Origin of the sequence: Vibrio sp. 10N.222.52.C3 (assembly GCF_041474195.1) — a bacterium.
Taxonomy (GTDB): domain Bacteria; phylum Pseudomonadota; class Gammaproteobacteria; order Enterobacterales; family Vibrionaceae; genus Vibrio; species Vibrio crassostreae_C.
The window spans coordinates 1-19,791 of sequence record NZ_JBFRTQ010000059.1; the positions used below are offsets into that span (position 1 = coordinate 1).

The following is a 19,791-nucleotide window of genomic DNA, read 5'->3' on the forward strand; positions in this document are numbered from 1 at the left end:
CGGAAAGCCGCGATGAACCTAAAATAATCGGAACAACTAGCCAGCTTAGAAGAACGATAAACCTGATGTTCTATCGCTATTAACTATTAGAAGATCTATCGATCATTATCAGCATCGAACAATATCGTATAAGTAGAGTGACTGATCGCCCCCCTTCCCCTGAATGTTAAACGATGCAATAGAGTTGCTATATTTGATGGATCAAGGCCTTCAAACTAGAGTTTAGGCTGACCAAAAGATCAGGCAATATCCTCGTATTCGATCCCTCTGCCGCTAAACCCCACTATGCTACTCATTATAAAGTCACTGAGCACTCCAGCCAAGAATGCCATAAAGGTTGCCCTAGCATTTTGTTTAGCTATCTACCTTGCGTTGTATTTTAACCTTGAGAAGCCTTACTGGGCGGCTATCGTGGTCAATATATTGGCCATCACTGATACTATTACTGCTGGCAAGAAAAAAGGCATTCTCAGATTGTTGGGGACGCTTTGTGGCGCGTTTGTCGGGCTTTGGTTAATCGCTGTTTTTGGGCAAGATCGATATTATTTTTTAGCAAACATCGCACTGTTACTCGCAATTTGTATATACATGGGTTCCGATCCGGTCATCGGCTATGCTTACATTACGGCATTTATTGTCTGCATCCTGCTGGCGATATCTGGCAGCTTTGATGGTGTAGCTACATTTAATATTGCGGTACTAAGGCTGCAAGAAACCCTGCTTGGCTTCGTGGTCTATACGACCATCTATAGCGTGGTTTGGCCTGAGGATGATGACACACGCTTTAACAACGAAGTCAGTGTTGTTTTAGAGGCGATGTCTCCCCTCATTCATTCACTCGCTTACAATGACTCAGCGCAGCGTTTCCAGTTACACACGAGCTGCGAGTTAAATATTGAAAGCCCGACCTTCAAAGCGCTGAACGATCTGATGCGCCTGCCCGATTTGCATGGCCGTATGCCTGCCAGAAAGCAGTGGAAGCATCAACAGCAAACTCAAGCAATCTGGGTTGCCAAACAGTTACTGCAAAACGCCCATGATCAAGGGGTTGATCACAATGATTTTTCGATACTTAACCAGGCTATGGCTTTTATTGAAGCATCATCGGTTAATGTCGATTACAAGCCCCCTTTTCCAGAGACAGTCAAACAATTCTACCAGGGTAACTTTAAGAAAAAGCGCTTATTTGCCCGATTACTTGACAACAGCCAGCAACGATTAAGCAATACGTTAGTCGGCACAATGAGCTTCATCTCAGCAATTCTAGTCTGGATATATCTACCAATATCATCGGGAAGTCTGTTCATCATTAACAGTGCCATTTGCGCCTTGATATTAAGCAACATGCCTAGGCAAATGATAAAGCACTGGACCATTGGCTACTTAGCCTTTGGGTCACTGTTCCTCATTCAGTATGTTCTGCTGTTACCTTCGATGACCGAAGTATGGCAATTAATGGCATTTTACTTTGTTAATGTCTTTATGGTGTATCGCCTGTTCGCTGGTAATCAGTGGATGGTCTATCGAGTTCTCGGGGGCAACCTATTAGTAATGATTACCATGAGCGCAACGCAACTTGTGCCTGTTTATGACGTCACTACCCCTTTGAACCTACTCATTTATATGATGGTTGCACTGGCTTTCATCCGCTTTTACACCCGCTTAATACACCGTAAAAGTTAACCACTATAACCTCACACAAAGACCACTAAGGCATAAAGTAATGAAAATGAGTAAATGCTCTGCGCTTGTCGTTATCGACCTGCAACAAGGTATCGTTGATCAATTACCGGAAACCGTGTCCCGACCGATCATAGAGAACAGCCTTGCTCTCTGCGATGCATTTGATGATGCTGATTTACCCGTAATTATTGTTAATGTAGCCGGTCGTCCACAAGGCCGAACGGAACTGCAAAATAAAGCGGCTCAGCCTGACGCATCAAAGATCGTATGGGGAGAGGTCATCGAAAGCCTGCGCCTAAACCCTAATTATCGCTATCTAACCAAATATTCCTGGGGTGCATTTACCAACACAGATTTGCAGAAGCAGCTTTGTGAGCAAGGTATTACGGATATTTATCTGACCGGGGTAGCAACAAGTATTGGGGTCGAATCAACGGCTAGACAAGCATTTGAACTGGGTTATAACGTGGTGATTGTCGAAGATGCGATTGCAGATATGAACCCGATGAACCACCAGCACAGCTGCCAAAATATATTCCCAAAACTCAGTGTTTTAGCAAAAGCTCAAGACTTGCTATAACTGTCTCGTCCTAAAATACGTTGACCGTATTTTCATTAAACAATAAAAAGCCGACAGCGAATTAAGCTGTCGGCTGATGATCGTTCTATCTCAAGTACATTCTATCTCAAACAAGAGAAATAGGATTAAGCGTTAGCTTCACGCTCAGCGATGAACTCAAGAGCCATCTTGATACGAGCGATTACGCGCTCTTTACCAACAAGCTCCATCACAGCATCAACAGAAGGAGACTGACCACCGCCTGTTACTGCTACACGAAGTGGCATACCGATTTTACCCATGCCGATCTCTAGCTCTTCACATACAGCTGCAATTACACCATCTTTGATGTTTGCAGTAGTGAAATCTTCAAGCGCTTCAACCTTAGCAAGCGCAAGCTCTAGTGGGCCTTTAGCAACACCACGTAGGTGCTTCTTCGCTGCGCCAGCTTCAAACTCAGAGAAATCTTCGTAGAAGTAACGAGATTGCTCAGCAAGTTCGATAAGCGTGTTACAACGCTCGCCAACTAGCTTGATCACTTCAGTGATAGCTGGACCGTTTGTTGTATCGATCTTCTGTGCGTCTAGGTGCCATTGCAGGTATTTTGCAACGTACTCAGGCTCAGATGTCTTGATGTAGTGGTTGTTCAACCAAAGTAGCTTATCAGTGTTGAATGCAGAAGCAGACTTGCTGATAGCGTTCAGGCTGAAGAATTCAATCATCTCTTCTTGAGAGAAGATCTCTTGGTCACCGTGAGACCAGCCTAAACGAACTAGATAGTTGTTTAATGCATTTGGTAGGTAACCTTCATCGCGGTATTGCATTACAGAAACAGCACCGTGACGCTTAGAAAGTTTCGCACCGTCATCACCAAGAATCATTGCACAGTGAGCGAACGTTGGAACTGGCGCGCCTAGTGCTTCATAGATGTTGATTTGACGAGGTGTGTTGTTGATGTGGTCTTCACCACGAACAACGTGTGTGATACCCATGTCCCAGTCATCCACTACTACTACGAAGTTGTAAGTTGGTGCACCGTCTGTACGACGAATGATCAGGTCATCAAGTTGGCTGTTTGCGATTTCAATGCGACCACGGATTTGGTCATCAAATACTACGCTGCCTTCTTTAGGGTTACGGAAACGGATAACGCACGCATCGCCTTCTTTTGCTGCTTCGTTTGCTGCAACAATTTTAGGGTGGTTAGCATCGTAGCGAGCCATTTCTTTGTTTTCTTCTTGCTCTGCACGAATTTCATCAAGCAGCTCTTTAGACGCGTAGCATTTGAATGCTTTGTCTTCAGCAAGTAGCTTATCAACCATTTCGTTGTAACGGTCAAAACGCTTAGATTGGTAGTAAGGACCTTCGTCCCATTCCATACCCATCCATTGCATGCCTTCTAGAATTGCATCAACCGCTTCTTGAGAGTTACGCTCAAGGTCTGTGTCTTCGATACGTAGAACGAATTCACCGCCTTGGTTTTTAGCGAATAGCCAAGAGTAAAGTGCAGTACGTGCACCACCAACGTGAAGATAGCCAGTTGGGCTAGGAGCAAAACGAGTTTTAACCGTCATTTAAATACCTTGATTATGTAGGTGATTCTTTTAGTGCTCGCCATTACAAGGCCTGCAATAGTCAAACATCACTAAATTTTGGGCGCTATTTTATCACCACCGCTTAAATCTACAATCAGTAGTGAATGATTAATGCGCTGTTGTTGTACGAAAGCCGTTATTGAAAGGCCAATTACGCCCTTAAAGTCGTAAATAGATAGTCTTAGCAAGTAGATTATAGCCGCACATTCTTAATTTCCCTCTTCCATTCCAAACTGAAACCACCAGCTAGCACTCCACCAAGATCAAATTCTTGAATTTATGTTTGACCTTACCCTTACGGGAAGGTTTATGTTAGGCGTAGATGAGAATTGGAGTATCGATATGAACTACTACACAACGGCGCTCAACGGCCTAAATTGCATGGGTTGCGCGAAGAAAGTTCGCACACTGTTTAGCGATCTCGACAGCACGATGATTAATGACATATCGCCGACCTACATCGATATTTCGACTCCATTTAGTTACATTCAGCTCAACGAACAGTTAGCAACGCTTGGCTATTCTATGGGTAATCAGCTGCACCTTTCGCTATCCGGTCTGAGTTGCGGCAAGTGTGTGAGCAAACTGACTAAAGCGCTTGAACAAACTGAGCAAGCCTTAAACCTAGAAGTCAGCAAACAGGAATTATCACTGGTTACTCTGCTTTCTGAGTCTGAGGTGATTAAGCTGGTCGAAAGCCTGGGTTACCACGCAGCTCCCTACTCAGAAACGAATGACCTTTCATCGAGTTCAGATTTAGAAGACGAACAAGCAGATAAAAAGAGTGAAGATAAAACCGCAGCTAGCCAATATACCTATCACCTTGTTCTTGAGGGGATGACTTGTGCGAGTTGTGTCTCTTCGGTAGAGAAAGCACTGAAAAAGAATGAGTTTGTCGACCAAGCTCAGATCAACCTTGCCGAACAAACTGCCTTGGTTTTCACCTCCAAAACACGTGATCTCATTGAAAACAAGCTCATCGAATCAGTCAAAGCTGCGGGGTATGGCGCCGAGTTCGTTGATGACGCGGCGACTCAACAACAAAAACAGCAAGAACAACAACTTCGTACCCAAAAAGCTTTCCTAAAAAATTCGGTAAGCGCGCTGCTTATCGGTGCTCCGCTGATGGCGTGGGGTCTGTTTGGTGGCAGCATGACTATTGCTACATTTAACGACCAATTGGCTTGGGGCTTAATCGGTGTCGTCTGTTTGGTACTGCTAGCCACTTCAGGTCGTAGCTTCTTCACCAATGCTTGGCAATCCTTGATGCATAAACGCGCGACCATGGACACGCTAGTAGCTTTGGGTACAGGCGCAGCATGGTTCTACTCAATGTTGGTTGTGCTCATTCCATCGTGGTTCCCTGAAGCTTCTCGTCATGTCTATTTTGAAGCAAGTGCGATGATTGTTGGCCTTATTTCTTTAGGTCACTACATCGAAGCCAAAGCCAAAGCGCGTACCACAAAATCTTTACAGGCATTGATTAACTTACAGCCTCAAAAAGCGGTGGTTATTGTCGATGGCAAAGAACAAACCATCGCAGTAGAAGCGATTCAGGTAGGCATGCAGGTACGAGTAAAACCCGGAGAAAAAGTACCGGTTGATGGTGTCGTAGTCTCAGGTGAATCTTATATCGATGAGTCGATGCTGACCGGTGAACCACTGCCCAACGTCAAAACAATAAATGATGGCGTTTCTGCGGGCACTATTAATGGGGATGGTAGTTTAATTATTGAAGCGACTGGGATTGGATCAAGCACCATGCTGGCTCGGATCATTCAAATGGTTCGCCAAGCGCAAAGCAGTAAACCAGCAATCGCCAAGCTTGCCGATTCTATCTCAGCCGTTTTTGTTCCGGTTGTGGTCGCAATCGCAGTTGCTGCCGCCTTAGTTTGGTTTTTTGTTGGCCCACAACCAAGCGCCAGTTACATGTTAGTGGTATCAACCACAGTGCTGATCATCGCTTGTCCATGTGCCTTAGGCCTTGCGACACCACTTTCAATTACTGTCGGCGTTGGCAAAGCCGCTGAGTTTGGCGTTCTGATCAAAGATGCCGATGTGTTGCAATCTGCAAGCAAAATTGATGCTGTCGTGTTTGATAAAACAGGCACCCTAACCCAAGGTAAGCCAACCGTTCAGCAAGCCTTTTATGGCGATTTATCAGAACAAGAATTACTGGCTTGTGCTTATTCAGTAGAAGTAGGATCTGAGCACCCACTTGCCAAAGCCGTTTGCCAATATGCAGAGAGCTTGGAAGTTTCAGTACTCCCACACAGCGAATTTGAAAACCAACGAGGGCTTGGGGTTCAAGCAACAATTAACGGCAAGAAAGTGCAAGTTGGCTCGCTTAAGTACCTCACCCAATTAGGTATCAATACAGAGGTTGGCGCGGATTTCATCGAGCTTTGCCGCTCGCAAGCGTGGACGCCTATTTTCATTGCGATTGACCAAAAACTGGAAGGCATATTGGGCATTTCAGACGCGTTAAAAATAGATAGCAAACAGGCGATAGCTCAACTAAAATCCGCCGGAATTCACACTGTGCTATTAACAGGCGACAACGACTCTGTGGCTCAAGCAATAGGTAAAAGCGTCGGTATCGACGAGGTTATCTCGGAAGTGCTTCCAGAGCAGAAAGCTCAACATATTGTTCAGCTTCAACAGCAATATAAGAGTGTTGCGATGGTCGGAGACGGTATTAACGACGCACCCGCTCTTGCTCAAGCAGATATAGGAATCGCAATGGGCAGTGGCAGTGATGTCGCGATTGAAAGTGCGCAAATGACGCTACTCAACTCATCGCCATTATCAGTAAGCAACGCGATCGAGCTATCTCAAGCGACTGTGAGAAACATGAAGCAAAACCTGTTTGGTGCCTTCATCTACAACTCGCTTGGTATTCCTATCGCGGCCGGTGTGCTTTACCCATTTTTTGGATTTCTGCTTAGTCCAGTAGTTGCAGGGGCAGCGATGGCGATGTCGTCAATTACGGTAGTAAGCAATGCCAACAGGCTGAGATTGTTCAAACCAACTCATTCTAATATTAATAAAAACCATATTCATGAGGTTAACCATGATTCGTAAAATTATGACTCTTACTGCACTCGCTGCAATCTCAGGACAAGCTTTAGCTACTGATGTTCTAAACCACAAATCTCCATACTGCGGCTGCTGCACAGAATGGACTGAACATATGCGAGATGCTGGGTTCGATGTTACTGAGAAGCTCCACGATGATATGAACCCAATCAAACAGAAGCTTGGGGTTACACAAGAGCTAGCCTCTTGCCACACTGCAGAGATCGACGGTTACGTATTTGAAGGACACATTCCAGCAGATGACATTAAAGCCTTTCTAGAAAACCCGCCACGTAATGCGATTGGTTTAGCGGTTCCGGGCATGCCAATGGGTTCTCCAGGCATGGAGTATGGCGATAAGAAAGACGAGTATTCTGTGTATGCGTTTAATGAAAAAGGTCAGGTGTTTGAATACCGTCACTACAACGGAAAATAGAACCTAAACAGACCAACACACAGCAATAAAAAGAAGTCATAAAAATAGAGCCTAGCATTCAGTAAACCCAAGACTGTGGTTTACTTGCTAGGCTCTTTGCTTTTGGACAGTAAAGCAAAACTTGTCGCGGCACCAACCGGGCTGTTAGTACCGCTATGTTCCTCTCGCTAATTAGCTAAGAAGTTATTCAACAACAAAGCTATTTAACAAAGAAGCTCACTCGGCCAATAATCTAATCGACTAAGCAGCCAAGTGAATCAGCTTAGAAGCCGTAAGAAGCACCGAATACGAAAGCGTTGTTTTGCTTAGAATCGCCGTTTGCGAAATCTACACCGTTAGCTTGGCTGCGGAACTCAAAGTAAGGTTGAACGCCTTGACGAGTCCATGTTGCACGTAACTCGTGGTCCATTGCTTCAGCTTCGATCATGTATACGTTGTTGTAGCTAAGCGCTAGGTCAGCATTCACTGTGTAAGCAATGCGGTTATCCATGCGGTAGTCAGTTTTATCATCGTTAGAAGTGTCGTCGATGTGTGCACGAGTACGGTTGCTAATAGAGATGCCGTTATCGAAGTTGTAACCGATCTTAACTAATGGACGGAACTGAATGCTTTCGCCTGCAGAGAATAGGTGTTGGTAACCCGCAGCAACCCATAGGTTGTCAGTGATGTTGAAAGCTTGCTCACCACCTACAGTGATGCCTGGAGTAGTATTACCTGCGCCGCCATTTTCAGATTCAAGTTTGCCCAGTTGGATACCATCAAACTCAGAATAAACCGTGAAACCGCCTAGAGAGTTGTCAAACGTGTGACCAGCTTCTAGCGTAGAAGTCATGTCAGAACCGTGGATACGGCCATCGTCATGAATTTGGATGTTACCCGTTACGTAAGAAGAACCAGCAAAAGCACTAGAAGCGAAAGCAAGAGAAAGAGCACTTAGAGCGATAATTTTTTTCATAGTAAACTGCCTTAGTTTAATTTTTTCAGCGGCACATCTTCGGTACATCATTCACCTTCACCGCTTGAGTAGTTGGTAGCCTCCCTGGCATGAAATCTATGTTGCTCGAATTAATTCGCGTTTAAAAATAAAAGACTGGGCAGAGTGATCTCTCTCACTGTCAAAAAAGAAAAAGTTATTTAATACTTTAAAATCAATCTCTTAAAAATATAAAAATTGATAAAAAACTCAAGACAAAAAAACACACAGATCCAGATCACATTATTTCACGTCGCGAAATTAGAATGAGTTAGTTCAATCACACTTGATTTAGAGTTTTTTATGGAGGACTTATTTTTTGAAGAGAATAATGAGAAGCGCGTCACTTTTGCGATGGAACTCACCTTATGTGCATTGTTGACGATATAAACAAAGAGTATTTCTATATGTTTCAGCTTAAGAGAAGTGCCTAACTTAGTTTGGACGAAAAAAAAGCTCCCACTTTTATCTAAATAAGACAATAGCTAGGGAGCTTTTCTATTAATGTTGCTTATCGATTATTTTACCGAAGTCACTCGACTTACTTTCTCGCCACTTTCAGAGATAGAGCGGATGTAAGTTTCGCCAGAAACCGATGGACGTTGTTGCTCATCAAACGTTAGCCAGTTTTCACCATCAGCTGAGTATTGAAGCTCTACGCCTGGGAATTGAACGTTCATTGCAAGCTTGCCATCAACCACTTTTGCACCTGGAACTGGTAGTCGGTAATCAATACCCGCTTTTTCTAGCTTAGCTAGCTCACGTTGACCAAGAATATTCGCGAAGCGATTAAAGTCGCTGTTCAACGCTTGCTTATTCACTAAGTTAGTTTCTTGAGAGTATTCAACACCAACCTTGTAGTCGTTTTCCCAATCTGCTCGGTGCCATGCGCGCTCTGCTGCTGCCAATACGCGAGGGAACACCATGTATTCATATTGCTCGTCAGTACGTACTGTTTCTGACCAAAGTTGAGCTGACAGACCGTAGAAAGGTTTCGCTTCAACCTCACCTTTACCAGTAAAACCATTGCCGTCACGGTCTAGAGATGTTTCTGCGTTTTGTGGCATGTTCTCTGGCGCAAAGCCAAACATCTTACGAGTATCGGTTGCACGTGTTGCCCAGTAGTAACCACGTTCTGCTGCGTCTACTTCGTATGGCATATCCATGTATACGTAATCTGGGTTAGAAACAATTACGTCATAACCTTTCGCAGACCAGTCGTAAACTGATGAAGTGCCGCCCCAGTAAAGAACATCCCAGAAGTTAACGCGCGTACTTTCTGTTGCAAATGCTTCTTCACCTTCGCTGTATTTCAGGCCATCTTGCCACGCTTGGAAGTGTGGAATACCCTTCTCAGCAACAATCTTAGACACCTCTTCTGCAAAGTGGCTTGGCAGGTGACCGAAATCGCTTACTGTACCGTCAGCAATTAATTTCTGACATTGTGGAGATTGTTGGAACGGCTTATCTTGCTTAGATAAATCAATGTTACCTTTCCAAGCCACTTTATCTTCTGCATTAATATCTTGTAAGCCTGCGCCTAACTTGATGTTTTTCGCTTCATCGCCGCCGAAGTGCCAAGTCGTTAGCGGTACGCCCGCTTCTTGGTGCATTGCCGCCACTTCAGAGATTACTTTATCGACGAAGTGAGTTGATGACTCCATACATGGGTTAATGAAGCTTTGCTTATCGTAGAACTGAACCGTGGTTACATTCGATGTATCTTGCGGATCCATCAAGCGGTATTCGTTCGCTTCTGCTTCTTTGCCTTCCGCCATGAGACGAGTGTAACGCGCTTCCATTGATACCACAGCTGAACGAGCGTGTGCTGGCATATCAATTTCAGGGATAACTTCGATGCTGCGCGCTTTAGCGTAGCTTAGGATCTCGACGTAATCCGCTTTACTAAAGAAACCAGAGCCAAAGTTGTCTGTTGTTGGACCAGAACCTAGCTGAGGCAGTAAGCAGCTTTGTTCATCCAAATCAAAACAACGATTAGACCCTACATCCGTTAGCTCTGGTAAACCTGGAATTTCTAAACGCCAACCTTCATCATCCGTTAGGTGAAGGTGCAGTTTATTCATCTTGTATGCCGCCATTTGATCTAGCGTTGCTAGGATGGCATCTTTTGAGTGGAAGTTTCGAGCAACGTCCACCATCACACCACGATAATCAAAGCGCGGCGCATCTTTAATTGACAGTTGTGGTAATGATTCAGCGTTCTGACTATCTATTAGGCCAAAAATAGACTGAACTGCGTAGAAAGCACCCGTTTTATCAAACGCTTTAATTGCAATCCCCTCTTCCGAGATGCTTAGTTCATAAGCGCCAGATTTCGCTAAATCACCCGTAAACTGAGTAGGAACAACAGCGACACTCACAGGTAGGTCGCCACTCACATCTACGTTTACCACATCTGCACGTTCTTCAATTGCAGCGAACTGATCAGCGTCGAATGCGTCGTTTGGTAAAGCAATACCACCAGCAATACTTACAGAACCTTCACCCGCTTCTACCGACATTGGCGTTGGCAATAGCGTTGTTGATACATCTTGAGTTGCTAGATCAGCATTCTTTTCAAAACGCGTCACCGCTGTCGCCATTACGTTATTATCATCAGGCGTACGCTTAAGGTTATTACCCTCTAGACCAGTTACGAACGATGCAACATCTTCTGTATTCAATGATGCAATCATCTTAGGTTCTGCGTTTGGCGCCGTCACGAATGCACCTGGCATAAAGTCAGTTTCAAACAGTTGCCAGTATTCACTGGTTAATGGAAGAATCACTTCTTCACCAGCCGCAAAGCCGTCAAATTTTTCAGTAGGTTCTAGCTTGTGAAGGTCACCAGTAACGCGAGTGATCTTAAATTGCTCATTATCAACATCTAAAATAAGACGAATACTGTGGAAGTAGATGCTCCAATCTTTAGAGTCAATCGCTTCACCGTCATTGGTTAGCGTCATGTTCACTTTATTACATGACGCCCATTCAGCACCTAGGTCCTGACAAGCCAAGCCTTCATTCGCACCATGATTAGTTAGAATTTCGTACTGAACATCAAGATTATCAGCCAGTGCATTCACTACTTTTTGTTCTGGTGCTTGCGTTACTGCACAACCTGTTAGGCCAGCCAATACCGCTACAGATAGTAAGTTTCTCTTCAACATCGTATTCACCCATAAATTAAAAATTGAGTAAGAAGCAAAATGGAGCGCTTCGAAAGTTAGATAAACTATATGGGCTTATTTTTTACCGTGAATTAAATCGAGCTAATAAAGTGATCGGCTTCAAATCTCAAAAATATTGATAAATTTAATTTAAATAAAATCATCAAGTTACAAGCAACGGCACTTCCGTCATTTTAATTTTGACGTAAAATTTGAGAAATGAATCACAATCTTTTTTACCGATTTCATAAAATCGTGTCATTGGTAGTCAGAAAGGATTTAGAGTTTCAGCGTATTGTTATACTTTTCGTACAAACAACGTGACATTGTTCTCAAAAAAAACCGTTAAAAAACATCGTCAAAATCGATTTTAACGAGTTTAATACTTCCTTAAGGAGCTCCCTTTGCGTCCACTCTGGTACATGGTTTTATTCGTTCTCGCTTTTTCAGCTAGGCAAGCGGTCGCCGAGCCCCTTTATTGGCAAGCACAAAAGGATGATCTGACACTCACTATCTTAGGTTCAGTGCACGTTGGAGACGAGAGTATGTACCCCCTTCCTTCGGCGATCACCGACGCGCTAAAAAACAGTGATGGCTTAATTATCGAAACGGATATCAGAAAGTCTGATGGCGTTGTATATCCCCGCAACAAACTCACGACTGCCGATGTACTCAATACAGAACAGCTGCAATTATTAACCGACATATCAAAATCATTGGGCATGCCGACGCAACAACTGCTTCGCTCACCGCCTTGGGCAACTTCTCTCTCCATACAAATGCAGCAGTTAAAAAACCTTGGTTATGGCTCCGCCAGCGGCGTTGATGCGACGCTAGCGAACAAAGCGACTACCCAAGATGTTCCGGTTATCAGTTTGGAGCCTCTGCAATTCCAAATAGACCTGATGACAAAACAAAAGGATGACGGTAAGGAATGGTTAGTCAGTAGCCTAGAAGAATTTGACCAAACTGATCGTGTGGTTCATTGCCTGATTGAAAGCTGGAAAGCGGGCGATTTAGCGAAGCTGGAAGCCTTCTCAGAGCTATCAGAGATGTCACCTGAACTTGAGAAAGCGTTCTTAACCGATCGCAACATAGACTGGGCAAACAAGCTATCCGCCAATAATTGGAAACTTAAGTCTAAAGGGAACTACTTGATAGTAGTTGGCACCTTGCACCTAATTGGAGAAGGTAACCTTATACAGTTATTAGAAAAGAAAGGTTTCAGTGTCATCCAGCAATCGCAAAGCCAACCAGCCCAATGTCAATTTGCGGCTAGCCCAAAAGGCTAACAATACTCACCTCATTTTGTTTTCGTTATAAAAGCATTTCCTTAATAACAGAATCTTTACATTTAATAGCACCATTGCGGTGCTATTATCTTCCGCTCTTTTTTCCTATGGCGTTGTTCTAATGAAACCAGTACTTTTTGCTTTCCCTTTAGCCCTCACGATGCTGATGACCTCAATAGCCTCAGCCAAAGAAACATGCACCATCGAACAGTTTCAGGCGATAGACATACAACCGGATACTAAAGGCGGTGTATTAGATAAAGAAAGCGGACAGTTTTTGATTACTGAGAAACCACCGATGCGCTGCGCCAATATTACATTCACAACATCTACAACACGAAACCGTATCGCAAGCCAGATGAACAACAATTTTGAAGCAAACTTTTACGACAACCAAATGGGAAGCTCTCACTCGGTGACGTTTGATGAAGATGAAGTAAAGGCAGGTTACATTCGAATAGGCCCGAATAAGCCAGCGGAAGCGTATGTTTGTTTTGTTACTTCAGAGACTCCAATCAAAAACATCACCTGTGATGTCAAGTAAACAGGTTTGGGGCTACTGGCTATTGGGTCAACCCTTGTCTCTATAAAGGGCATTTAGAACAACAAGAGATTCCCGACTCGCTCTAGGGAATGACGTACATACCGGAAAGCAAAAAAGCCGTAGCACCTTCTACTACAAAGAGTGCTACGGCTTTCTTTTATGTGGTCGGTGAAGAGCTATTTTGAACATCAGGCGAACCCCACCTAGGTTCAAATCCCATTTCCCTTCCCCTGAAACGACGAAAGCCTGCTCAATGAGCAGGCTTTCTAAATGTGGTCGGTGAAGAGGGATTCGAACCCCCGACCCTCTGGTCCCAAACCAGATGCGCTACCAAGCTGCGCTATTCACCGAGATATCTAACTGGCTCATTGCCTGTCGATGGAGCGTATAATACGGGTTCTGAATTTATCCGCAAGGGCTTTTTCTCATATTTATTGCGATTTTGAATCGTTCGAACAAAAGACATACAACAACGAGCATGATGTGACGAAAAACACACAGTTACCAACAAGTATTTAACTTATGAAACAGGATTGATCCAGATCAGTGAATTGATAATGCTTGTTAATACACTAAGCCATGTCATATAACTTTGAGGTATACACATGGACTTTTGGCTAGATCTCCTATTTGGTAATGCGGTGGGACTATCTTCAATGATAGTAATCTTCGGGGCTCTGGGTCTCATGATGTTTTATGGAGGCTTCTTCATATACAAAGTTATGACTGAAAAATCTCCTCACTAGAATCGCTCTGCCTAAATCATTTACTTTTAAGTATTCTTTTACTTTATAAGTAAATGTCAAAACGCTTTGCACCGGAGCAGACTTATTGTCTTCTCCGGTTTTTTCATTTTTAAACCTAACCTCAACTTAGGTATACTTACCCTATCCTTCTCCAACTTGAGATACACACTATGTCTCATGATGATGACTTAGATCTATTCCAAGAAATGATGGGCGATGTTAAACGTATCGACCACGACACCGCTGAACACCAGAAAGTACACCGAGTCACCGAATCTCACCTTGCTAAGCGTGAAGCCGCTATGTGGCTGTCTGACGACGAGAAAGACTACTTATCATTAGACTATTCGCCAATGATCAAGCCAGACGATGTTGTTGCTTATAAAAAAGACGGTGTACAAGAAGGCGTATACAAAAAGCTGCGCCTAGGAAAATACCCTATTCAAGCCAAGCTCGACCTTCATAGGAAAACACTGAAAGACGCACGTAACGAAGTGCTTTCATTTTTGCGTCAGTGTTTAAGAATGGATGTTCGTACCGTCATCATTGTTCATGGTAAGGGTGAGCGTTCGAATCCACCTGCAATGATGAAAAGCTACGTGGCAAATTGGCTAACACAAATCAACGACGTTCAATGTGTTCATTCTGCTCAGCAATTTCATGGTGGTACGGGCGCAGTCTACGTAATGCTCAGAAAGAGTAATGAGAAAAAGCTAGAGAACAGAGAGCGCCATCAAAAACGCACCAGTTAATAGGTTGAGATAGATAAATGGACTAGTAACGATTTTGCATCAAGATCGATATTTCGTGCCTAGACTCACACCAAGTGCTAAAATTACCTCAGTTAACGAATTTCAACTCAAAGCAACTATCCAAAGGTTGCTTTTTGTTTATCTACATTTCCGTTGTGAAACGCTAAGAGAATATCATGTCACAAGAATCCCAAGCTAAACGCCTTAATAAATACATCAGTGAAACTGGTTTTTGCTCACGCCGCGAAGCCGATAAACTGATTGATGCAGGCCGAGTTACTATTAACGGTAAGATCCCTGAAATGGGTACTAAAGTCTTGCCAGGTGATGATGTTGAGATCGACAATAAGCCTGTTCGCTCAAAAGAGAAGCCGATTTACATTGCTCTCAATAAACCAACAGGTATCACCTGTACGACTGAGCGTGATATTCCTGGCAACATCGTCGACTTTATTGGCCACCACAAGCGCATTTTCCCGATTGGTCGTCTAGATAAGCCTTCTGATGGCCTTATCTTCCTAACCAATGACGGCGACATCGTAAACAAGATCCTACGTGCAGGTAACAACCACGAGAAAGAATACGTGGTGCGTGTAGATAAGCCGATTACGACGGAATTCTTGAAGCAAATGAGCGCTGGCGTTCACATTCTCGATACAGTCACTTTGCCATGTAAAGTAGAGAAAGAGACTAAGTTCTCATTCCGAATTACGCTAACACAAGGCCTTAACCGCCAAATTCGCCGTATGTGTGAAGCGCTCGGTTATGAAGTATTTAAGCTACGCCGTGTTCGTATTATGAATATCTCACTAGACGGTATTCCTAACGGCAAATGGCGCTACCTGAGCGACGAAGAGATCACTGAAATTTTAGCGATGTGTGAAGGCTCAGTAAGTACGGAAGATGCGTCAAAAATGAACGCGAAAGGTCAACGCATTCGCAAAGCGACTGACGCGAAACTTTTTGATAGCCGTGAAGAGAACCAAGCTTCAACAGCGCGCCGTAATCAAAACGAGAACCGTACTCGCACTTACCGCGGTAACAATGCGGATGAATTCCGTCATGCACCTAACTCAAAGCGTGGCCGCAATTCATCAAATGGTGAAAGCGGTGGTAATACCGAGAACTGGAAATCGAACTCTCGTTCAGAGCGTTCTAATTCAGATAGAAACCGTTCGGATCGCAATCGCACAGATCGTAGAAGCGGTAAGCCGGCAAACCGCAGCCAAGATTCAAACAGACCGAACAAACCTGCACCAAAGCGTGTTGGTGGTACTTTAGGTCTGAAGAAGTAGTCTGAATCAGTAAGACGAGACACTCGATATAAAAACGCCCGCTAGATTAGTCTACCGGGCGTTTTTGTTGGTCATTCGATAGTTTTATCATCATGACAACAATCTATAAACATAGATCAGCAAACTGGCCGCGAGTCAGCAGTGTTAAGTCTTTTGGGTCTAATTCAATCTCTAGCCCACGCTTACCTGCACTCACACATATCGTTTCAAAACCTGTCGCACTGGAATGAACGAAGGTAGGTAGTGCTTTCTTCTGACCAAGCGGACTAATTCCCCCCACGACATAACCCGTGGTTTTCTGAGCAATATCTGGATCAGCCATCTCTGCTTTTTTGCCTTTCGCCGCTTTTGCTGCCAGCTTTAGGTTTAGCTTCTGGTCGACAGGAATAACGGCAACCGCCAAATCTTTCGCCACACCATTCAAGCAGAACAACAGCGTTTTGAATACACGTTTGGGATCTTGACCAAGCGCTTCAACGGCTTCTAAACCATAGTTCGTATTATTGGCATCATGATGGTACTGATGCACGCTATGAGCGATTTTCTTTTTCTTGGCGAGATTGATTGCTGGGGTCATAACAAATCCAAACGATAGATAAACAAAAAGCGACGCCGAGGCGTCGCTTTAGTTAAATTTATCATGGTGCTAGAGTCAATCTAATTTAGCACCTATTGATACAATTGCTTGGATTCAATTACTTGTAAACCATTTGGCCTGAAGGCGCGTACTTGTTCACGTCAACCGGGCTGTTTGCTTCTAGGTACTCTTTCAGTACTTCAGCATCAACAAAACCAGTATTTACGTAACCTGGGTGATCAGACAGTTTAGGGTAACCGTCACCACCAGCAGCGTTAAAGCTTGGTACTGTGAAACGGTAAGTTTCGTCTAGACGAAGCTGTTTGCCACCGATGAATACATTCGATACTTCACCGTTCGCTACTGTCATAGAGATACCAGCAAACTGAGCGTAAGCACCAGAATCGATTGGTTTAGTCGCTACTACATTTAGGTAATCCAGAACTTCTTTACCCGTCATGTCTGTGTAAGTCAGGATGTTTGCAAAAGGCTGTACCTTCAGTACATCTTTGTAAGTAACATTACCGGCTTCAATTGAGTCACGAACGCCACCAGAGTTCATCACAGCGAAGTCTGCTTTTGCACGCTCCATGTGAGAAGTCGCAATCAAACGACCTAGGTTGGTCTGTTGGAAACGAACGACGTTACGATCGCCTTCAAGCTTGCCATTTGTCTCAGCGATTTGAACTTCTAGCTGTGCCTGACCTTGCTCTTGGAAAGGACGTAGGAATTCAAGTAGCTCTGGGTCTTGTGCGATTTCATCTTGAATAAGAACACGTTGCTTCTTACCGTCGATCTTAACTTTCTTCTTAAGGTTAACTGGAATCAGGTCGTAGCTCACCATCTCTAGCTCGCCATTACGGAATTCGTAATCAGCACGACCTACGTACTTGCCCCACTCGTGAGCTTGAACGATGTAAGTACCGTTCTGTACGTCAGGCTTACACTCATCACCCGGCTTGAAGTTTTTCTTCGCAACGTTAGGGCCTTCCATACATACAGGCTCTTGAGAGTGACCACCAACGATCATGTCTAGATCGCCTTCGTTTAGGTAACGAGCAAGTGCGACATCACCCGGAGCATTAACACCACGTTGGCCATTTTCGTAGTGACCCATATGAGTCACAGCAAAGATTAGATCCGGTTTTTCTGTTTCTTTAAGTTCAGCGATTAGCTTCTTCGCTTCTTCTTTAGGATCACGGAAGTCGATGCCTGCGATAAATTCAGGGTTACCAATCTTTTGGGTATCTTCAGTTGTTAAACCAATAACCGCAATCTTGATGCCTTGCTTTTCGAACATCTCGTAAGCTTGGAACTTACGTTCACCTGTCGCTTTATCGTAGATGTTTGCAGATAGCATTGGGAAGTTAGCCCAGTCGATCTGCTTTTGTAATACGTCTAAAGAGTTATCAAACTCGTGGTTACCCAATGCCATGGCATCGTAACCAATTTTGTTCATACCTTTAAAATCAGGTTCTGCGTCCTGAAGGTCTGACTCTGGAACACCCGTGTTGATGTCACCGCCAGATAGAAGCAACACGCTACCGCCTTCTGCTTCAACTTCTGAACGAAGTTGGTCAACTAGCGTTTTACGTGCAGACATGCCGTATTCGCCATATTTATTCTGCCAGAAACGACCATGGTTATCGTTTGTGTGAAGAATCGTTAGCTTGTAAGTTTCGTCTTGGTTCCAATCATGAGCTGATTGAGACGCACACCCAGCTAGAGTAGCTAGAATTGCAGCACTTAGTGCTGTCTTTAGAATAAGGCGTTGCTTCATTGTCATACCTTTGAACTTTTTAGGGAATCCACTGCTTTTTATAATCTATTGCGACCCCTTTCCTGGAGTTCGAACAATAAGACTTCAACATGACTAATCTTAAATTAACATTCTAGATGTAACACGACGATTTCATATTTATGTCGAATTGGTCACGCATAGGTCAACAGTTAAGTGTAACAAAATTATGAGATTACACTCAAACTTCCCCTGCATCACAAGCAATCGTTTACTTACAAAGTGTGATGAATATCAGTAATTTACTGCAAACAGGACTGACCTCACACTCATATAAGAGTTTCTTAGGTAATAACCCGCCACGTTAACAACTCTTTAAATGAACGGTTTATGTTCGGCTGCTTTTACGAGATTAAAAAAAGCCCAATTCAGAGAACTGGGCTTTCTTAGATCAACTTTGTTAAATAACGTTTCCGTTACTTCACATCCATCTCAATTATTTAATATCAATATGCTCAAAGCCTTTGATAAGGTCATCAAGTGCTTTCATCTGCTTCAAGAACGGCTCTAGTTTGTCTAGAGGTAGCGCAGATGGGCCATCACAACGAGCTTGGTCTGGGTTTGGGTGAGCTTCAATGAACAGACCCGCAATACCCGTAGCAAGACCCGCTTTAGCAAGTTCAACCGTTTGCTCACGACGACCGCCAGATGCAGCACCTGATGGGTCACGCATTTGTAGAGAGTGCGTCACGTCGAAGATGATTGGGCTACCGTTTGAAGACTTCTTCATTACGCCAAAGCCAAGCATATCCACAACAAGGTTATCGTAACCCATGCAAGCGCCACGCTCACAAAGGATGATGTTGTCATTACCGCACTCAGCGAACTTATCAACGATGTTGCCAACTTGATTCGGGCTCATGAACTGAGGCTTCTTCACGTTGATTACTGCGCCAGTCTTAGCCATTGCTTCAACAAGATCAGTTTGACGAGCTAGGAATGCAGGTAGTTGGATTACATCAACCACATCCGCAACAGGCTGAGCTTGAGCTTCTGTGTGGATATCAGTAATGATCTTCACGCCGAAAGTATCTTTCAGCTCTTGGAAGATTTTGAGACCTTCTTCCATTCCTGGACCACGGTATGAATGAACTGAGCTGCGGTTCGCTTTATCAAAAGACGCCTTAAATACGTAAGGGATGCCCAGCTTCTCGGTTACTTTTACATAGTGCTCACAGATCTGCATAGCAAGATCGCGAGATTCAAGAACGTTCATGCCTGCAAATAGCGTAAATGGCTTGTCGTTAGCAATTGGCATATCGCCAATATGAACTGTTTTCTGTTCCATCATAT

15 protein-coding genes and 1 tRNA gene are annotated in these 19,791 nt (G+C 44.0%); 9 read left to right on the forward strand and 7 right to left on the reverse strand.

What is annotated here, in order from left to right:
- The first annotated feature begins 285 nt into the window (after nt 1–285).
- Together AB4517_RS10380 and AB4517_RS10385 are read left to right on the forward strand one after the other, a co-directional pair.
- A complete protein-coding gene (locus AB4517_RS10380; RefSeq protein WP_372098204.1) occupies nt 286–1,683 on the forward strand; it encodes an FUSC family protein in 1,398 nt (465 codons plus the stop codon).
- Between the two features lie 40 nt (nt 1,684–1,723).
- On the forward strand, nt 1,724–2,263 hold the full coding sequence (locus AB4517_RS10385; protein WP_017060533.1) for an isochorismatase family cysteine hydrolase: 540 nt from the start codon (nt 1,724–1,726) through the stop codon (nt 2,261–2,263).
- Nucleotides 2,264–2,388: 125 nt separating this feature from the next.
- On the opposite strand, the gene gltX is transcribed toward AB4517_RS10385, so the two are convergent.
- Nucleotides 2,389–3,816 carry a glutamate--tRNA ligase gene (gene gltX / locus AB4517_RS10390; protein ID WP_017069020.1) on the reverse strand — a complete coding sequence of 476 codons (1,428 nt, stop codon included), beginning with the start codon at nt 3,814–3,816 and terminating at the stop codon, nt 2,389–2,391.
- Nucleotides 3,817–4,116: 300 nt separating this feature from the next.
- Here gltX and AB4517_RS10395 point away from each other — a divergent pair, with 300 nt between their 5' ends.
- Both AB4517_RS10395 and AB4517_RS10400 read left to right on the forward strand, forming a co-directional pair.
- Nucleotides 4,117–6,921 (forward strand): copper-translocating P-type ATPase, encoded by a 2,805-nt coding sequence (locus tag AB4517_RS10395; protein WP_372148309.1) that lies wholly within the window; start codon nt 4,117–4,119, stop codon nt 6,919–6,921.
- The gene (locus AB4517_RS10400; RefSeq protein WP_017060536.1) at nt 6,911–7,351 is read left to right on the forward strand and encodes a DUF411 domain-containing protein; all 441 of its coding nucleotides are present in this window, start codon (nt 6,911–6,913) and stop codon (nt 7,349–7,351) included. The genes AB4517_RS10395 and AB4517_RS10400 overlap by 11 nt, the downstream gene beginning before the upstream one ends.
- A 262-nt stretch (nt 7,352–7,613) precedes the next feature.
- On the opposite strand, the gene AB4517_RS10405 is transcribed toward AB4517_RS10400, so the two are convergent.
- Both AB4517_RS10405 and AB4517_RS10410 read right to left on the reverse strand, forming a co-directional pair.
- Nucleotides 7,614–8,306 (reverse strand): oligogalacturonate-specific porin KdgM family protein, encoded by a 693-nt coding sequence (locus AB4517_RS10405; RefSeq protein WP_017060537.1) that lies wholly within the window; start codon nt 8,304–8,306, stop codon nt 7,614–7,616.
- Nucleotides 8,307–8,842: 536 nt separating this feature from the next.
- A complete protein-coding gene (locus AB4517_RS10410; protein WP_372148310.1) occupies nt 8,843–11,494 on the reverse strand; it encodes a beta-N-acetylhexosaminidase in 2,652 nt (883 codons plus the stop codon).
- A 404-nt stretch (nt 11,495–11,898) separates the two neighbouring features.
- Between AB4517_RS10410 and AB4517_RS10415 the strand changes: the two genes are divergently transcribed.
- Entirely contained in the window at nt 11,899–12,786 is an 888-nt protein-coding gene (locus AB4517_RS10415) for a TraB/GumN family protein (RefSeq protein ID WP_372148311.1), read from the forward strand.
- Nucleotides 12,787–12,907: 121 nt separating this feature from the next.
- On the forward strand, nt 12,908–13,330 hold the full coding sequence (locus AB4517_RS10420) for a hypothetical protein (protein ID WP_372148312.1): 423 nt from the start codon (nt 12,908–12,910) through the stop codon (nt 13,328–13,330).
- A gap of 273 nt (nt 13,331–13,603) precedes the next feature.
- Here the strand turns inward: AB4517_RS10420 and AB4517_RS10425 are convergent.
- A tRNA-Pro gene (locus tag AB4517_RS10425) sits at nt 13,604–13,680 on the reverse strand.
- 255 nt (nt 13,681–13,935) lie between these two features.
- On the opposite strand from AB4517_RS10425, the gene AB4517_RS10430 reads away from it, so the two are divergent.
- The 3 genes from AB4517_RS10430 to rluF all read left to right on the forward strand — a co-directional run bounded on the left by AB4517_RS10430 (nt 13,936) and on the right by rluF (nt 16,123).
- Nucleotides 13,936–14,076 (forward strand): DUF3149 domain-containing protein, encoded by a 141-nt coding sequence (locus AB4517_RS10430; protein ID WP_017062321.1) that lies wholly within the window; start codon nt 13,936–13,938, stop codon nt 14,074–14,076.
- Nucleotides 14,077–14,246: 170 nt separating this feature from the next.
- Entirely contained in the window at nt 14,247–14,828 is a 582-nt protein-coding gene (gene smrA / locus AB4517_RS10435; protein WP_017062320.1) for a DNA endonuclease SmrA, read from the forward strand.
- 176 nt (nt 14,829–15,004) lie between these two features.
- Nucleotides 15,005–16,123 (forward strand): 23S rRNA pseudouridine(2604) synthase RluF, encoded by a 1,119-nt coding sequence (gene rluF / locus AB4517_RS10440; RefSeq protein WP_372117379.1) that lies wholly within the window; start codon nt 15,005–15,007, stop codon nt 16,121–16,123.
- Nucleotides 16,124–16,226: 103 nt separating this feature from the next.
- On the opposite strand, the gene ybaK is transcribed toward rluF, so the two are convergent.
- The 3 genes from ybaK to kdsA form a co-directional block, all read right to left on the reverse strand.
- Nucleotides 16,227–16,700: a Cys-tRNA(Pro) deacylase gene (gene ybaK, locus AB4517_RS10445; RefSeq protein WP_050651812.1), complete on the reverse strand. Its 474-nt coding sequence runs from the start codon at nt 16,698–16,700 to the stop codon at nt 16,227–16,229.
- Nucleotides 16,701–16,818: 118 nt separating this feature from the next.
- Complete coding sequence (gene ushA, locus AB4517_RS10450; protein ID WP_017064163.1) at nt 16,819–18,480, reverse strand: bifunctional UDP-sugar hydrolase/5'-nucleotidase UshA; 1,662 nt, start codon at nt 18,478–18,480, stop codon at nt 16,819–16,821.
- A gap of 454 nt (nt 18,481–18,934) precedes the next feature.
- Nucleotides 18,935–19,789 (reverse strand): 3-deoxy-8-phosphooctulonate synthase, encoded by an 855-nt coding sequence (gene kdsA / locus AB4517_RS10455; protein ID WP_017069619.1) that lies wholly within the window; start codon nt 19,787–19,789, stop codon nt 18,935–18,937.
- Nucleotides 19,790–19,791: the final 2 nt, after the last annotated feature.

What these genes read in the sequence shown, in the direction of transcription:
- gltX (WP_017069020.1), bottom strand. Translation starts at nt 3,816, where the DNA reads ATGACGGTTAAAACTCGTTTTGCTCCTAGCCCAACTGGCTATCTTCAC.
- AB4517_RS10385 (WP_017060533.1), top strand. Translation starts at nt 1,724, where the DNA reads ATGAAAATGAGTAAATGCTCTGCGCTTGTCGTTATCGACCTGCAACAA.
- rluF (WP_372117379.1), top strand. Translation starts at nt 15,005, where the DNA reads ATGTCACAAGAATCCCAAGCTAAACGCCTTAATAAATACATCAGTGAA.
- AB4517_RS10420 (WP_372148312.1), top strand. Translation starts at nt 12,908, where the DNA reads ATGAAACCAGTACTTTTTGCTTTCCCTTTAGCCCTCACGATGCTGATG.
- smrA (WP_017062320.1), top strand. Translation starts at nt 14,247, where the DNA reads ATGTCTCATGATGATGACTTAGATCTATTCCAAGAAATGATGGGCGAT.
- AB4517_RS10400 (WP_017060536.1), top strand. Translation starts at nt 6,911, where the DNA reads ATGATTCGTAAAATTATGACTCTTACTGCACTCGCTGCAATCTCAGGA.
- ybaK (WP_050651812.1), bottom strand. Translation starts at nt 16,700, where the DNA reads ATGACCCCAGCAATCAATCTCGCCAAGAAAAAGAAAATCGCTCATAGC.
- AB4517_RS10405 (WP_017060537.1), bottom strand. Translation starts at nt 8,306, where the DNA reads ATGAAAAAAATTATCGCTCTAAGTGCTCTTTCTCTTGCTTTCGCTTCT.
- AB4517_RS10380 (WP_372098204.1), top strand. Translation starts at nt 286, where the DNA reads ATGCTACTCATTATAAAGTCACTGAGCACTCCAGCCAAGAATGCCATA.
- kdsA (WP_017069619.1), bottom strand. Translation starts at nt 19,789, where the DNA reads ATGATGGAACAGAAAACAGTTCATATTGGCGATATGCCAATTGCTAAC.
- AB4517_RS10430 (WP_017062321.1), top strand. Translation starts at nt 13,936, where the DNA reads ATGGACTTTTGGCTAGATCTCCTATTTGGTAATGCGGTGGGACTATCT.
- AB4517_RS10395 (WP_372148309.1), top strand. Translation starts at nt 4,117, where the DNA reads ATGTTTGACCTTACCCTTACGGGAAGGTTTATGTTAGGCGTAGATGAG.
- ushA (WP_017064163.1), bottom strand. Translation starts at nt 18,480, where the DNA reads ATGAAGCAACGCCTTATTCTAAAGACAGCACTAAGTGCTGCAATTCTA.
- AB4517_RS10410 (WP_372148310.1), bottom strand. Translation starts at nt 11,494, where the DNA reads ATGTTGAAGAGAAACTTACTATCTGTAGCGGTATTGGCTGGCCTAACA.